The following is a 14,296-nucleotide window of genomic DNA, read 5'->3' as shown; positions in this document are numbered from 1 at the left end:
CTCATCGGCGGTTTCCTTTGCCTCAGAAATAATCCGGTAGGCTTCCTCACGGGCCTCGCGGAGAAGTTTTTCCCGTTTTTCTTTTATATTTTCCTGACGTTCTTTCAGACTCTTTCTCAAGGTTTCGATTTCTTTCCGGTATTCAAAGATTTCTTCCTGTTCCTGCTCGATCGTCTGCTTGCTCTTTTCCAGATCAGCCAGTATGGTCTCAAAATCTTTGACTGATTCGTCAATCTGATCCGATGCATGCTCAATAATATGGTTATCGAGTCCCAGTTTCCGTGAAATCGCAAATGCATTACTTTTTCCGGGAATGCCGATCATCAGCCGGTAGGTCGGGGATAATGTCTCCACATCGAATTCACAGGAAGCATTTTCGACTCCGTTCGTTGAGAGCGCAAACATTTTCAACTCGCTGTAATGAGTCGTCGCCATCGTTTTTACACCACGGTCATGGAGGTCTGTCAAAATTGAAATAGCCAGAGCCGCGCCTTCCACCGGATCGGTTCCGCCGCACAGCTCATCCAGCAGCACCAGAGAGTCCCGGTGTGCATTCTGAATGATGGAGACAATATTCGTCATGTGGGAGGAGAAGGTACTCAGGTTCTGTTCAATACTCTGTTCATCTCCGATATCCGCAAAAACCTCTTCATAAATTCCCAGACTGGAACCCTGGAATGCAGGAATGTGAAGTCCTGCCTGCCCCATCAGTGTAAATAAGCCTACGGTTTTTAAGGAAACGGTCTTACCTCCTGTGTTGGGCCCGGTAATGACCAGCATGGAAAACGCATCGCCGAGAGAGACGTTGATCGGAACTACTTTTTTAGGGTCCAGAAGCGGGTGGCGTCCCTGCTTGATATTAATCACACCGTCTTCTCTAAAAATCGGTTTGCTGCCGTTATAGTCTTTTGCATATTTTGCCTTCGCAAAAATAAAATCCAGCTGTACCAAAAGCTTTTGGTTCTGTGCCAGACTGTCCATGTCGTAGGAAGCCTGCTCACTTAAAAGGGCTAAAATGCGCTCGATCTCTGTCTGCTCCTGCCCCTCCAGTTCTTTTAACTGGTTGTTCAGAGTCACCACCGCCATCGGTTCGATAAACAGAGTAGAACCGCTGGAAGACTGGTCATGGATCATACCTTTAAACTGTCCGCGGTACTCCTGTTTGACCGGAATACAATAGCGTCCGTTTCTCATGGTCACAAGGGCATCCTGGAGCATGTCTTTGTTGGAAGAAGAACTGACCATAGCCGTGAGCTGGCTGTGGATCTTCTGATTGGTCAGTTTCATATTTCTCCGGATGTCTTTTAAGGCGGAGGAAGCATCGTCACTGATCTCTTCCGGTGAAATAATACAGTGTCTGATATCCTTTAACAGACCGTCCATTGGCACCAGGGACTCAAATACAGAATCCAGAGAATCAGCATCCGCCATATCATCCCGCTGCGCCCCATAGGCCAGTGCGTTTTTTACGGCCTCCAAAAGACCCGCAATCTCCAGAAGTTCTCCGGCACTTAAAGTCCCTTTCATTTTCAGGCGTTTCAGAGAAGCTCCCAGATCCTGGACTCCAAAAAATGAAATACTTCCCTGTTTATAAAGTCTGGTCAGGGCATCCTGTGTCTGTTCCTGAGCCAGGGAAATTTCCGGTTCATCTGTCATCGGCTCTAATTTTTCACAGGCGGCTTTCCCAAGCTCTGTGGTGGCATAGGCTTTCAGCCTTTCGATGACTTTGTCATATTCTAATGTATTTAAAACTTTTTGATTCATATTATTTCCCTCAGTTTATTCAAAAACCATTAATTATAGAAGGTTTTCCTTTTTAGATTTAGAAAAAGTGTAGCATAAAATATAGGGCATGTAAACGAGGCAGACGGCAATTTTCCAGTGGATTTTCGGGAAAGTTTATGTAATAATAGGAAAGTAAAAGAGGTTCGGGCTTTAAGTCGGCCCTAGAAAGGTTAAATTATGAGATATATAAGTGAGCTGCATGAAGGAGATATGGTTTCGGAGGTGTTTTTGTGCAAGACAAAGACATCCGGCACATCAAAATTTGGGAAGACCTATTATTCTCTTTCACTCCAGGATAAAACCGGAATGATCGACGGAAAGGTATGGGAACTGAACAATGCCATCGGACATTTCGAGGCCATGGATTATATCATGGTGAAAGGGAAGGTCACAAACTTCCAGGGAAATAATCAGCTGAATATTGAAATGATCCGGAAGGCAGACGAAGGAGAATACCAGATTTCCGATTACATGCCATCCACAAAAAAAGATATCGATGAAATGTATGATGAGCTTTTGGCAATGATTCAGAGAGTTCAGAATCCGTACCTGAAAGAACTTGCCATGAAGGTTTTCGTTGAAGATAAAGAGTTTGCAAAGAAGTTTAAAATACATTCTGCTGCAAAAAGTGTACATCACGGATACATCGGCGGCCTGCTGGAGCACTCTGTCAGTGTGGCTAAGTTATGCGAACAGTATGCAGTTCTGTATCCGCAGTTAAACAGAGACCTGCTGGTCACAACAGCCCTGTTCCATGATATCGGAAAGGCAGAGGAGCTGTCCGCATTTCCTGAAAATGATTATACAGACGAAGGCCAGTTAGTGGGGCATATTGTCATGGGAACGATCAAGCTATCAAAACTCATGGATGAGATCCAGGGATTCCCTGCAAAGCTTGCCAACGAAGTGAAACACTGTATTCTGTCCCATCACGGGGAACTGGAATTCGGTTCACCGAAAAAGCCAGCACTGGCAGAAGCTCTTGCACTGAGCCAGGCCGATAATCTGGACGCCAAAATGGAGACATTTGCAGAGGTCATCGAGAAGAAGCAGGAAGGCCAGGAATGGTCCGGTTTCCAGCGTTTATTTGATACAAAGATCAGAGAATCATCCATTTAATTATTGTTAATGGATGATGAAATAAGAGGTGCCTATGGAATTTAAAAAGAATCAATTAGTGGAAGTGGAAATTGATGATATGGGCAATGAAGGAGAGGGCATCGGCCATGCAGACGGCTATGCCCTCTTTTTAAAAGATGCCGTAGTGGGCGATAAAGTCCTTGCCCGCATCATCAAGACAAAGAAAAATTATGGATTTGCAAGAGTAGAAAAACTGCTCGTACCTTCTCCTGACCGGGTGGAGCCGAAATGCCCGAACGCACGTCCATGCGGCGGATGTACTCTCCAGCACTTGTCTTATGAAAAGCAGTTGGAGTACAAATTTAATAAGGTAAAAAACTGTCTGGAACGGATCGGCGGGATCGAAAATGCAGGTTCTTTGATGGAGCCGATTTATGGTATGGACGAGCCGTATTATTACCGGAACAAGGCTCAGTTTCCTGTGGGACGGAATAAAGATGGAAAACTAATCACCGGGTTTTATGCGGGACGGACACATTCTATTATTGACTGTACCCACTGTTCGATTCAGCATCCGGTCAATGAGGAGATTTTGTCTAAAGTTCTTGATTATATGGAGAGGAACCATGTGGAGCCTTATGATGAAAAAAACCATAGAGGATTGGTGCGCCATATCATGACCCGGGTTGGATTTGTTACCGGGGAAATCATGGTATGTCTTGTGGTGAACGGCAGGAAGAAGGATCTTTTGAATCTTTCTGAACTGGTTGATTCTCTAAAAGAGATTGAGGGGATGACCAGCATTTGTGTCAACAGCAATTGGGAGAAGACGAACCGGATTATGGGAAATAAGGTAGAGGAGGTTTATGGGCCTGCTTATATTTATGACTATATTGGGAATGTGAAGTATCAGATCGGGCCACTGTCATTTTTTCAGGTAAATCCAAGGCAGACGAAAGTTCTTTATGAGAAGGCTTTGCAGTATGCAGGGCTTTGCGGAAATGAAACTGTGTGGGATCTTTACTGCGGGATTGGGACCATTTCTCTGTTTTTGGCACAGAAAGCAAAGCAGGTCTATGGGGTTGAGATCGTGAAGGAAGCCATTGAAGATGCCAGGCTGAATGCTGAGATGAACCATATGGATAATGTTCAGTTCTTTGTGGGGAAGGCGGAAGAAGTACTGCCACGGGAGTATGAGAAGAATGGGGTTTATGCAGATGTGATCGTTGTTGACCCGCCCCGGAAAGGGTGCGATAGGGCATTGCTTGATACTATGGTGAAGATGGGGCCGGAGAGAATTGTGTATGTGAGCTGCGATCCTGGGACTTTGGCACGGGATTTGAAAGTGCTGGGGGGAGAAGGATATAGCGTGGAGAAAGTGGCGGTAGTGGATCAGTTTGGGCATACGGGGCATGTGGAGACGGTATGTTTATTATCCAAACTTCATTGAGACCAACATATCGATGTAGAGCTTGAGATGGATGAGATTGATTTGACAGCTGCGAAGAGCAAAGTAGTGCCTAATCTTTCTGCAATGAAAAAGATCAAATTATTTTGTGATCGTAATAATATTTAATATGGTGCTATCGAAGATGCTTGGCTAAATTGCAAGATAACTTCCGATAAATCATAGGAATTGAGAGGTTTTTTTATGGCTATAAGTAAGAAACTTGAGACGATATATTACAACGGACAGCCGGATGGAATACGTTCAATTCGTAGACATCTTTCGACAATGACAACATATGTTATTCCTCGTCCGTTGTTAGCCGAAGCAAAGAAAATATCAAATACAAATCGTCCCGGAATATATTATCTTATCAGTGAAAATGATAATAATAAAATTGCCCAGCTTTATGTCGGACAAACACGGAATGGTATAATCCGTTTAGATGATCATAATCGATCAAAAGACTTTTGGAATAAAGCAATTATGTTTCTAGCAGATAGCAAAACTTTTACTTTAGATATGATAAGTGGACTAGAAGCTTACGCTATTAATAAGGCAACAGACGCTAAACGATATAAAGTGGAAAATACAGTTAATTCGAAATATGAAATCGATGAATATGATCTTCCATTGATAGAAGAAGTATATGAAGAGATCCGATTTATAATGGCAACACAAGGATATAAGATGGAAAGTTCAGAGAATTCAATCAATGAAGCGAATACATTACATACAACAAGAAATGGAGTAAAGGCATTTGGAGCTTACGATGGTGATCATTTTGAGGTTTTGGAAGGCTCTCAAATAGATTTCAGTAGAAGAGTAAAGTTAGAAAAATATAATGCTCAGAGAGAAAAATTGCTTAATGATGGGGATATTATTGCAGACAAAAACGGAGTATATATTCTGAAAGTTTCTCTTGAATTTAATACACCAAGCGGAGCGAGTGATTTTGTACTAGGTGGTTCTACTAATGGGTGGATAGAATGGAATAATAGAGAAGAGAAAACTTTGGATGAGATATATAGAAAATAATTTTTTCGTATCAATTTCCGATAATATATTGTTATCGGAAGTTGAATACAGAATATAAGGAGGATTGGGCGAAGCGCCTGAATGGCTTCTTGGAGTTCAACGGAAATGAAATCCTCACAGATGCAGGAAAAATCAGTGCAGAGAAGGCAAAGCTCCATGCAGAAACTGAATTTGAGAAATATCGGATTGTACAGGATAGAATGTTTATGTCTGACGACAATAAATTTTATTAGCGATATCGATATTAAAAAGGGAAAAGATACAATGACTGCATTATTCAAGCAGGAATTGAAAAGAAATAAATTTTGGAGCCTGGACAAGAGAATATAAGGGAGATAAGAAGAAAACTAGAGTTCAATTAGAAATGAGCCAATAGAATCTTATTTACAACATTATCTTACTTATGAACGAAGGTGCAATTGGTTTTGAAGATCCTGAGGAATTTAGTGATCAGTTGAAAGAAACAGTAAGATTTTTTGTTGACAGATAATTTGTAGTATATGAAGATTTGAATTGTTAGTTGGAGATGTGAATTTACCATGAGAGAATTAAAAGAAATAAATATTAATAACATAGAGGAAATCAAATCATTATTTGCAGAGATTTTTACAAAAGAACCCTGGAATGATGATTGGAGTGACTTGACACAACTGCATGAATATATCATGGATTTAATAGGAAACAGCAATTCTTTAACATTGGGTCTGTTTGAAAATGATGAACTCATTGGACTTTCAATGGGAAGCATCATGCACTGGCATATAGGAACAGAATATTACATTTTTGAATTCTGTGTGAAAGAGCAGTATCAGTCTAAAGGCATTGGTACGGAATTTTTACAAATGGTTGAACAATATGCCAAAAGCAGACAGATCACGCATATTTTTTTACAGACAGAGAGAACTGTACCTGCTTTTAATTTTTATAAGAAAAATGGTTTTATCGAATTAAAAGACCATGTATCCCTTTTTAAAGAATTTAATTAAAGGAAAGCCCAATGGAATATAAGATCAGACAAATGTATCCAAATGAATACCCTTATCTAAAAGAGTTTTTATATGAAGCAATTTTTCAAAAAGACATGGGGAACCTTCTGCCAAAGGAAATCATCAATAAACCAGATTTAAAAATATACATAGAAGACTTTGGACAAAAACACGATCATTGTCTCTGTGCCGAAGCAAGTGGAGAAATCATTGGAGCATTGTGGACACGGATCATTCCCGGATACGGGAATATCGATGACAAGACTCCCGAATTTGCAATTTCTCTTTACAAAGAGTACAGAGGAAAGGGAATCGGTACAAAAATGATGCAGGAGATGTTGTCTCTTTTAAAATCAAAGGGATACAAAAAGGCTTCTCTGTCAGTACACAAAGAAAATTATGCATTTAAAATGTATCAGAATCTGGGTTTTAAAATCATCGATGAGACAGAGGAAGAATTTATTATGATGTATGATTTGACAAATACAGTGATCTAGCCGCCAATGTAAGGGGAATCAGGTGATGAAAGAAGAAAATAAAGCCTGGAAAGGGTATCATTTTCAGGCTTTGGATGACTGAGCAGACAACAAGCAATATTTAAGAAGAGAAAGGACTATGGCATGCCTGTTAAATTGAAAGATACAATGAAAGCAAAAAAACTGTTCGGAGACTGGCAGGAAACCTTAATCTGGTCCTGTCTTCAAAAGGTCATGGGAGACATCTATGTGGACAATGCTTCAGACCCACAGTCTGCCATGGCTGTTCTTGGTGACTTCTGTTTTTTTGCCGGAAATGCAGAGGAAGATATCGTCTCTTTCAAACCGGAAAACTGTTTCCAGGACTTTATCATTATGGTGCCGCAGTCTGAGGAATGGGCGGAACTGATCGTCAAAAATTATGGGGACAGAGCAAAACCGGCAACACGTTATGCCATAAAAAAAGAACAGAATATTTTTGATAAAGATACTTTAAGGTCTGCCGTTAATTCATTAAAGCCGGGATATATCCTGCGAATGATTGATGCAGACCTTTTTGCGCTGTGCAGATCAAGTACATGGTGTCAGGATCTGGTCTCACAGTTTAGGGACTATGAGATGTATAAAAAACTTGGCATCGGATTTGCCGTTTTGAAAGGGAAATCACTCGTGGCGGGAGCTTCTTCTTACGCAAGATACAGAGAAGGAATTGAAATAGAAATTGACACGAAGGAAGAGTTTCGGCGAAATGGACTGGCCTATGCATGTGGAGCAAAGCTGATACTGGAGTGTCTGGACAGAGGACTTTACCCAAGCTGGGATGCCCAAAATCCAGCATCCGCTGCACTTGCAGAGAAATTAGGATATCATTTTGACTATGAATACAGAGCATTTGAAATATGGGGATATTAAATGGAAATAAGGTTATTGGAGGAAGACGATATCGATGGTGTGTGTGGTATCTATGCGGCCAGTTGGAAAAGTGCATATAGAGGCATCATTCCTAAGGAGTTTCTGGATAACATTGATAAGGAAAAATGGCGTGAGGGAATTGAAAATTCTGAATTGATTTCATTAGTCATGATGAATGGTGAAAAGATAATCGGCACGGCCTCCTACTGTGCTTCCAGATTCATCAGTCTTAAGGATTTTGGGGAAATCGTCTCGCTCTATTTGCTTCCGGATTACTATGGAAATGGATATGGCAGACAGCTTTTGCAGGCGGCAGTTGACGGACTGGCTGAGCTGGGGTATACTTATGTCTTTCTGTGGGTTTTAGAAGAAAATATGAGAGCCAGAGCCTTCTACGAGAAGTTTGGTTTCCAGAACAGTGGAGACTGTCTCACGGATTATATCGGAGGAAAAGATTTAAGAGAACTGCGTTATATCTATAAAATAAAGTCAGAGGTGTAAATATAATGGGATTTTCAGAAAAAGTCAAGGAAGAAGCAAGGAGAAAATCAGGTTTCAGGTGCGTCATCTGTCAGGAACCATTTGTTGAAGTACATCATATCATTCCTCAAAGTGAAGGGGGAGAAGATACGATTGAAAATGCTGCACCCCTTTGTTCCAGATGTCACGATCTATATGGAGACAACCCTGCAAAAAGAAAACAGATCCGTCAGATGAGAGATTATTGGTTTGAGGTCATGGAGAAGAGAGATAAAGAGGGCTTGGATGAGTTAGGGCCGATTGCACCAGATCCTGACAGAGTGAATGCCTTGCGGGACAAAGGGATAGCAATCCAGCATACTGTTTTTGCAGAAGAAAATTTTCAGACGGCTGCCAGAATGATATATAAATTGATTTACACTGCACAGCAGAATTTTCCGAATCAAAAACGTATTCTGTATTTGGATATTGAAGGACATCGAAATGGCGCAGGAGGCTATGATCACGACATGATGGAACTTCAGAAAGACTTTATTTTAGGTTTTCTAATGCCCTATATTACGGCCGTACATATGCCGTTGATCAGTGTTGAAAATAAGAAACTGCAGAAGAATGAACTAGTTGAAGATTTGGCGATTTTTGCAGAAGAGGAAGGAACCAAAGGATGAATAAAGGAGACAAAAATGAAGAATTTTAAAAGAGATAACCTTCTGTTCTCCCTCTGCGGCCTAAACTGCGGACTTTGTCCGATGAAAATAGACGGTTATTGTCCGGGCTGCGGCGGAGGTGCTGGAAATCAATCCTGTAAGATTGCCAGATGCAGTATGGAGCACGGAGGGATTGAATACTGTTTCCAGTGCGGGAAATATCCATGTGAGAAGTATGAGGGTATCGATGAGTTTGATTCATTTATCACACATCAAAAGCGCCGGACAGATTTTGAAAGAGCCGAAGAAGCCGGTATAGATTTTTATAATGCAGAACAGAAACAGAAAGCTGAGATGCTGTGTGATTTATTAGATCATTATAATGATGGACGGAGAAAAAGTTTTTACTGTACAGCAGTCAATCTTCTGGATCTGGATGATGTCAGAGCAGTGATGGCAAGTATTCATGACGGACTTAAACCGGATGAATCAACTCTGAAAGAAAGAGCTGCGGCTGCGGTCAAGATTTTCCGGGAAAAAGCCGGGGAGCGGCAAATCGTGCTGAAACTGAAGAAAAAGCCGAGGAAAAAGAAATAGATGCTTTTAGTAAAGGCAGCGTTTATCTAATATTTTACCAGCGAACCACTGCCCGGTTTAACATAATAATATAAGGGACATTTTGTACATTGACAAAAAGACTTCTGCTTGCTAAAATCCCAGTTAACATTAAGAAGACGGCACCATAAAACAAAATTTTCATGGGCAAAAGGCGGTGAATGAGATAAGAAAAACGATATTGTATACTGCAGTGAGCCTTGACGGCTTTATTGCAGACAAAAACGGCGGGATAGAGTGGCTGGAAAAGCAGGACATAGGACCCGAAGGCCAGGAAAGTTATGAAAATTTTATCCAGACAGTGGATACGGTGGTCATGGGTTATACAACCTATCATCAGATCACCACGGAACTCTCAGCAGGGTTTTGGCCATATGAAGGAAAAATGACTTATGTGATGACACACAGGGCTATGGAGGATAAAGAAAACATTAAGTTTGTAAATTCTCCATTAGACCAGTTTATCTCAGCCTTGAAGGATCGGCCGGGAAAAGATATCTGGATCTGCGGAGGAGCGGACCTGGTAAACCAGCTGATAAAATCAGGGCTGATCAGCCGCTTTCATATTTCTGTGATTCCGGTTATTTTAGGAAACGGAATCCGGCTGTTTCACGAAGGCAATCCTGCAAAACAGCTGAAACTGATATCAGCTGATAATCTTAATGGAATGACGGATTTAGTTTATGAAACATGTGAATAGCAGGAGAGGGTATTATGATTCAAAAGAAGGAGATTGACAGCGGAACTGGATTTGACTGGGGACGTACATCAAGAGACTATGCTAAATACAGAGACATTTATCCGGAGGAGTTTTATCAAAGGCTTCTCGACCGGGGCGTCTGCACTCTGGGTCAGGATGTCCTGGACATAGGAACGGGTACTGGGGTAATTCCCAGAAATTTATATTCCCATGGGGCAAGATTTACCGGCATTGATATATCCGGCCAGCAGATAGAACAGGCAAAGAAGCTTGCGGCGGCCGGTCACATGGATATCCGCTTTCTCTGTACTCCGGCAGAGGATGTGCCTTTTTTACCAGGTTCATTTGATGCGGTGACAGCATGCCAGTGTTTTACATATTTTAACCATGAGGTATTAGCGGCCAAGATCAGCAGCCTGCTGAGAGATCAGGGAAAATTTGCAGTATTGTATATGGCGTGGCTGCCGCAGGAGGACGAGACTGCCGGAAAGAGCGAGGAGCTGGTGCTTAAATATCATCCGCTGTGGACCGGATGCGGTGAAACAAGACATAAGATTCAGATTCCGAAGGTATATATGGATTACTTTGACATTGAATCCGAAGAGGTGTTTGATCTGGAAGTGCCTTTTACGAGAGAAACATGGAATGGAAGGATGAAAGCCTGCCGGGGGATTGGTGCTGCTTTGCCGGAAGAGGAAGTGGCGGCTTTTGAAGAAGAGCATATTAGACTTCTCAGACAGACTGCTCCGCAGGAATTTTGTGTTCTTCACTATGCTGCAGTGACGGTGCTGCGAAAAAAGGCGGAATGACAGGAGGAGAAAGTGGGAATTACATTTGTAACAAAGAAGGAACTATTTGACGATGCAAGAGCTATCCGGGAAGAAGTGTTCGTAAAAGAGCAGGGATTTGTTGAAGAGATTGACGAAACGGACGGAAAAGCAGTTCATGTTGTGTGTTATGATCAGGAATATCCGATTGCAGTGGGCCGATATTTTGAAGATGACCAGGAAGGAATCTATCACATAGGCCGGGTTGCCATCCGAAAGAAATACAGAGACCGGCACATCGGCAGGAAGATCATGGAGTTTATGGAGGAGTGCATTCGGCAGGAGGGAGGGAAGACAATCCATCTCTCAGCCCAGGCCAGGGTTAAGGAATTTTATGAGAAACTTGGGTATCAGAAAAGAGGAGAATCTTACATGGAAGAACACTGTCTGCATATACCTATGGAAAAGCATATAAAATAAAATTAAAAAGGAGTTCATGGGATCATGAAATCAGATGACAGATTTAAGAGGATTTATAAACAGGGCAAAATGACAATCACAGAAATATGGGTAGACCGCGTCACGGGAGTAAATTATTTATATCATGAAGATGGTTATTCAGGCGGGCTGACTCCGCTTCTTGACAGAGACGGAAAACCCGTAGTTTCGCCTGTTGTAAACGGTTAATCAACCGAACCGAAGCATATACACAACAAAAGCTGTCCTCAGTGGGCAGCTTTTGCTATAATAGAGAAAAGGAGTACAATATGACAAAAGACAAATTAGCGTTGGAGATCATAGAGCGGCTGAAAAAAGAATATCCTGATGTAGGGTGTACTTTGGATTATGACCAGGCATGGAAATTGCTGGTGAGCGTGCGTCTGGCGGCACAGTGTACAGATGCCAGGGTAAATGTGGTCGTCCAGGATTTATATGAGAAATATCCGGATGTGAATGCTCTGGCAGAAGCAGATCCGGCGGACATAGAGGCGATCGTCAGACCATGCGGGCTTGGGCGGAGTAAGGCAAGAGATATCAGTGCCTGTATGAAGATATTGAGAGACGAGTATGGCGGCGGAATTCCGGATAACTTTAAGGATCTAATGAAGCTTCCGGGAGTAGGACGTAAGAGCGCCAATCTTGTGATGGGTGATGTTTTCGGGGAACCGGCAATCGTTACGGATACCCACTGCATCCGCCTGGTAAACCGTATGGGTCTGGTGAACCAGATCAAAGATCCAAAAAAAGTGGAGATGGCACTCTGGGAGATCATACCTCCCGAAGAAGGAAGTGACTTCTGCCACAGGCTGGTATTTCTCGGAAGGGATATCTGTACTGCAAGGACGAAACCGCACTGTGAGAAATGCTGTCTGCGGGATATATGTCCTAAAGAGGGAGTATAGAGTCAAGACAAAGGTCTGAAAGGAGGAGCCGGTATGAAGAATCAAAAGTTATTCAAAACCAATGCTGCGGTAAGCATCATTCTGATCATCGGTTTTCTTCTGACATCCATATTCAGCTATAAAGCTAACTATAAAGCGTCTTTGGACAACATTGAGCAGGTGTCCTCCCTTACATCAGAGGGCATATATTATCAGATGAGAACGATTTTTGCAAAGCCGGTCAATGTCTCCCTGACCATGGCACATGACAGCCTGCTCATCGAACATTTATCAGACCGGGCGTCCCGGGAGGACAGCGGGCGCTATGAGAAAAAGACGATGGATTACCTGCGTTCGTATCAGGAGAAATATAAATATGACTCTGTTTTTTTAGTCTCGGCATCTACAAAAAAATATTACAGCTTTAATGGGCTTGACCGGACGCTGGACAAGGGCAATCCAGAGAATCAGTGGTACTATGATATATTGAAAAGTAAAAGCGAGTATACCATAAAAGTGGATAATGATGAGGTGAAGGGCGCAGATAATAAAATTACGGTTTTTATCAACTGTAAGATCCAGGACAGCGGCGGAAAAGTTATCGGAGTCGTCGGCGTCGGAATGAGGGTGGATTCCCTCAAAAAGATTCTTCAGAAATATGAGAAGGAGTCAGAAATCGGGGCATACTTTCTTGATGATGAGGGGATCATCCAAATCTCTACCGCATATACAGGATATGAAAAAACAGACTGGTTTAAGATCCGTGGGAATGAACACATCAGGGATAAAATACTGGGGTGGAAGAAAGAAACATCCGATTTGGATATCTGGACCAAACAGTCCAAAGACGGCGTCGGAAAAAGTTTTATATCCACCCGTTATATACCGGAATTGTCATGGCATCTGGTGATTGAACAAAAGACCGGAAAATTGATTGATGAGATGAAGCAGGAGATTTACGGGTCAATATTTATGATCATAGCCATTATTCTTGCAGTGTTATTTATTATCACTTCAGTGATTAAGAATTTTAACAGTCAGCTGACTTATTTAATGACAGAGAAGCAGACCCTGTTTAAAAAAGTCACAGAACAGCTCTATGAAAATATCTATGAACTGAACATTTCAAAAAACTGTCCGGCAGGAAAGAGTACAGAGAGATACTTTGAGAGCCTGGGGGCAGGAGACATACCGTATGATCAGGGGCTCAGAGTGATTGCGGAAAAGCAGATAAAAGAAGAGTTCAGAGACGGGTATGTAAACACCTTCACACCGGAAAATGTTTTAAGAGAGTATAAAAACGGCAATCATCATCTGCAGTATGACTTTATGATCTCGGAGGACGGGGCGCATTATTTTTGGATGAGGATTGATGCATATACGTTCTTATCCTCAGAAGATAAATGTATTCATATGTTTACTTACACAAAGAACATTGATGAGGATAAGAAAAGGGCCCTTCAGATGACAAAAAGGGCAGAGACAGATGAAATGACTGGATTCTATACAAGAGCCGCTGCGGAAAGGTGCATCGGCAAGGTTTTATCAGAAAATGAAGATGCCATGTACGCTTTTTTCCTGTTTGATATTGATAACTTTAAGCAGGCGAATGACCGGTTCGGCCATGTGTTTGGTGATATGGCCATCAAAGAGTTTACAGCAGTTATACGAGGGCATTTCCGTGAAAATGATATTTTGGGGCGGATCGGCGGCGATGAATTTGCGGCATTTCTTCCGGCAGAGAATTTAGAGACTGTGGAGGCAAAGGCAACGGAGATTTCTCTCAGTCTCAGCAGGACCTTCACAGACGGGGTGTCCAGCTGGAAGATGTCGGCCAGCATCGGTGTCGCTGTCGCTCCCAGGGACGGAAAGGATTTTGTCTCTCTGTATAAAAATGCGGATGCGGCTCTCTACGAGACAAAGCAGAGAGGAAAAAACGGATATACAATTTCCGGACGATTATAACCTGTATGGAAAAGGG

General features: G+C 42.2%; 17 protein-coding genes. 16 read left to right on the top strand and 1 reads right to left on the bottom strand.

Going from position 1 to position 14,296, the window contains the following annotated elements; all coding sequences use genetic code 11:
* On the bottom strand, positions 1-1,764 hold a 1,764-nt coding region (locus QVP35_RS12645; protein WP_288187898.1), incomplete at its 3' end, for an endonuclease MutS2.
* A 198-nt stretch (positions 1,765-1,962) separates the two neighbouring features.
* On the opposite strand from QVP35_RS12645, the gene QVP35_RS12640 reads away from it, so the two are divergent.
* The 16 genes from QVP35_RS12640 to QVP35_RS12565 all read left to right on the top strand — a co-directional run bounded on the left by QVP35_RS12640 (position 1,963) and on the right by QVP35_RS12565 (position 14,280).
* On the top strand, positions 1,963-2,904 hold the full coding sequence (locus tag QVP35_RS12640; RefSeq protein WP_009291063.1) for a 3'-5' exoribonuclease YhaM family protein: 942 nt from the start codon (positions 1,963-1,965) through the stop codon (positions 2,902-2,904).
* Positions 2,905-2,938: 34 nt separating this feature from the next.
* Positions 2,939-4,315: a 23S rRNA (uracil(1939)-C(5))-methyltransferase RlmD gene (gene rlmD / locus QVP35_RS12635; protein WP_009291064.1), complete on the top strand. Its 1,377-nt coding sequence runs from the start codon at positions 2,939-2,941 to the stop codon at positions 4,313-4,315.
* Between the two features lie 201 nt (positions 4,316-4,516).
* Positions 4,517-5,350 (top strand): GIY-YIG nuclease family protein, encoded by an 834-nt coding sequence (locus tag QVP35_RS12630; protein ID WP_009291065.1) that lies wholly within the window; start codon positions 4,517-4,519, stop codon positions 5,348-5,350.
* A 41-nt stretch (positions 5,351-5,391) separates the two neighbouring features.
* Positions 5,392-5,583: a RhuM family protein gene (gene rhuM, locus QVP35_RS12625; RefSeq protein WP_009291066.1), complete on the top strand. Its 192-nt coding sequence runs from the start codon at positions 5,392-5,394 to the stop codon at positions 5,581-5,583.
* Between the two features lie 306 nt (positions 5,584-5,889).
* The gene (locus QVP35_RS12620) at positions 5,890-6,336 is read left to right on the top strand and encodes a GNAT family N-acetyltransferase (protein ID WP_009291067.1); all 447 of its coding nucleotides are present in this window, start codon (positions 5,890-5,892) and stop codon (positions 6,334-6,336) included.
* Positions 6,337-6,347: 11 nt separating this feature from the next.
* A complete protein-coding gene (locus QVP35_RS12615) occupies positions 6,348-6,833 on the top strand; it encodes a GNAT family N-acetyltransferase (protein ID WP_009291068.1) in 486 nt (161 codons plus the stop codon).
* Between the two features lie 123 nt (positions 6,834-6,956).
* A complete protein-coding gene (locus tag QVP35_RS12610) occupies positions 6,957-7,724 on the top strand; it encodes a GNAT family N-acetyltransferase (protein WP_009291069.1) in 768 nt (255 codons plus the stop codon).
* Positions 7,725-8,225, top strand: coding sequence for a GNAT family N-acetyltransferase (locus tag QVP35_RS12605; protein ID WP_009291070.1), 501 nt, complete (start codon positions 7,725-7,727; stop codon positions 8,223-8,225).
* A 5-nt stretch (positions 8,226-8,230) separates the two neighbouring features.
* Positions 8,231-8,872, top strand: coding sequence for an HNH endonuclease (locus QVP35_RS12600; protein ID WP_009291071.1), 642 nt, complete (start codon positions 8,231-8,233; stop codon positions 8,870-8,872).
* Between the two features lie 15 nt (positions 8,873-8,887).
* On the top strand, positions 8,888-9,448 hold the full coding sequence (locus tag QVP35_RS12595; RefSeq protein WP_009291072.1) for a DUF3795 domain-containing protein: 561 nt from the start codon (positions 8,888-8,890) through the stop codon (positions 9,446-9,448).
* A 175-nt stretch (positions 9,449-9,623) separates the two neighbouring features.
* Complete coding sequence (locus QVP35_RS12590) at positions 9,624-10,166, top strand: dihydrofolate reductase family protein (RefSeq protein WP_009291073.1); 543 nt, start codon at positions 9,624-9,626, stop codon at positions 10,164-10,166.
* Between the two features lie 14 nt (positions 10,167-10,180).
* Positions 10,181-10,975: a class I SAM-dependent methyltransferase gene (locus tag QVP35_RS12585; protein ID WP_009291074.1), complete on the top strand. Its 795-nt coding sequence runs from the start codon at positions 10,181-10,183 to the stop codon at positions 10,973-10,975.
* A 12-nt stretch (positions 10,976-10,987) separates the two neighbouring features.
* A complete protein-coding gene (locus QVP35_RS12580) occupies positions 10,988-11,413 on the top strand; it encodes a GNAT family N-acetyltransferase (protein ID WP_009291075.1) in 426 nt (141 codons plus the stop codon).
* A gap of 24 nt (positions 11,414-11,437) precedes the next feature.
* The gene (locus QVP35_RS12575; protein ID WP_009291076.1) at positions 11,438-11,620 is read left to right on the top strand and encodes a DUF6440 family protein; all 183 of its coding nucleotides are present in this window, start codon (positions 11,438-11,440) and stop codon (positions 11,618-11,620) included.
* An 80-nt stretch (positions 11,621-11,700) separates the two neighbouring features.
* The gene (locus QVP35_RS12570; protein WP_009291077.1) at positions 11,701-12,336 is read left to right on the top strand and encodes an endonuclease III domain-containing protein; all 636 of its coding nucleotides are present in this window, start codon (positions 11,701-11,703) and stop codon (positions 12,334-12,336) included.
* Between the two features lie 33 nt (positions 12,337-12,369).
* Entirely contained in the window at positions 12,370-14,280 is a 1,911-nt protein-coding gene (locus tag QVP35_RS12565) for a sensor domain-containing diguanylate cyclase (RefSeq protein WP_022261219.1), read from the top strand.
* Positions 14,281-14,296 lie beyond the last annotated feature (16 nt).

This window comes from Anaerostipes sp. CAG:276, from assembly GCF_000432215.1.
In the GTDB taxonomy this organism is placed as follows: Bacteria; Bacillota; Clostridia; order Lachnospirales; family Lachnospiraceae; genus Anaerostipes; species Anaerostipes caccae.
This window is presented reverse-complemented; position numbering and strand designations above follow the sequence as displayed.

Excerpts from the sequence above, each read along its gene's own strand:
- QVP35_RS12640 (WP_009291063.1), top strand. The coding sequence starts at position 1,963 with ATGAGATATATAAGTGAGCTGCATGAAGGAGATATGGTTTCGGAGGTG.
- rlmD (WP_009291064.1), top strand. The coding sequence starts at position 2,939 with ATGGAATTTAAAAAGAATCAATTAGTGGAAGTGGAAATTGATGATATG.
- QVP35_RS12630 (WP_009291065.1), top strand. The coding sequence starts at position 4,517 with ATGGCTATAAGTAAGAAACTTGAGACGATATATTACAACGGACAGCCG.
- QVP35_RS12620 (WP_009291067.1), top strand. The coding sequence starts at position 5,890 with ATGAGAGAATTAAAAGAAATAAATATTAATAACATAGAGGAAATCAAA.
- QVP35_RS12615 (WP_009291068.1), top strand. The coding sequence starts at position 6,348 with ATGGAATATAAGATCAGACAAATGTATCCAAATGAATACCCTTATCTA.
- QVP35_RS12610 (WP_009291069.1), top strand. The coding sequence starts at position 6,957 with ATGCCTGTTAAATTGAAAGATACAATGAAAGCAAAAAAACTGTTCGGA.
- QVP35_RS12605 (WP_009291070.1), top strand. The coding sequence starts at position 7,725 with ATGGAAATAAGGTTATTGGAGGAAGACGATATCGATGGTGTGTGTGGT.
- QVP35_RS12600 (WP_009291071.1), top strand. The coding sequence starts at position 8,231 with ATGGGATTTTCAGAAAAAGTCAAGGAAGAAGCAAGGAGAAAATCAGGT.
- QVP35_RS12595 (WP_009291072.1), top strand. The coding sequence starts at position 8,888 with ATGAAGAATTTTAAAAGAGATAACCTTCTGTTCTCCCTCTGCGGCCTA.
- QVP35_RS12585 (WP_009291074.1), top strand. The coding sequence starts at position 10,181 with ATGATTCAAAAGAAGGAGATTGACAGCGGAACTGGATTTGACTGGGGA.
- QVP35_RS12575 (WP_009291076.1), top strand. The coding sequence starts at position 11,438 with ATGAAATCAGATGACAGATTTAAGAGGATTTATAAACAGGGCAAAATG.
- QVP35_RS12570 (WP_009291077.1), top strand. The coding sequence starts at position 11,701 with ATGACAAAAGACAAATTAGCGTTGGAGATCATAGAGCGGCTGAAAAAA.
- QVP35_RS12565 (WP_022261219.1), top strand. The coding sequence starts at position 12,370 with ATGAAGAATCAAAAGTTATTCAAAACCAATGCTGCGGTAAGCATCATT.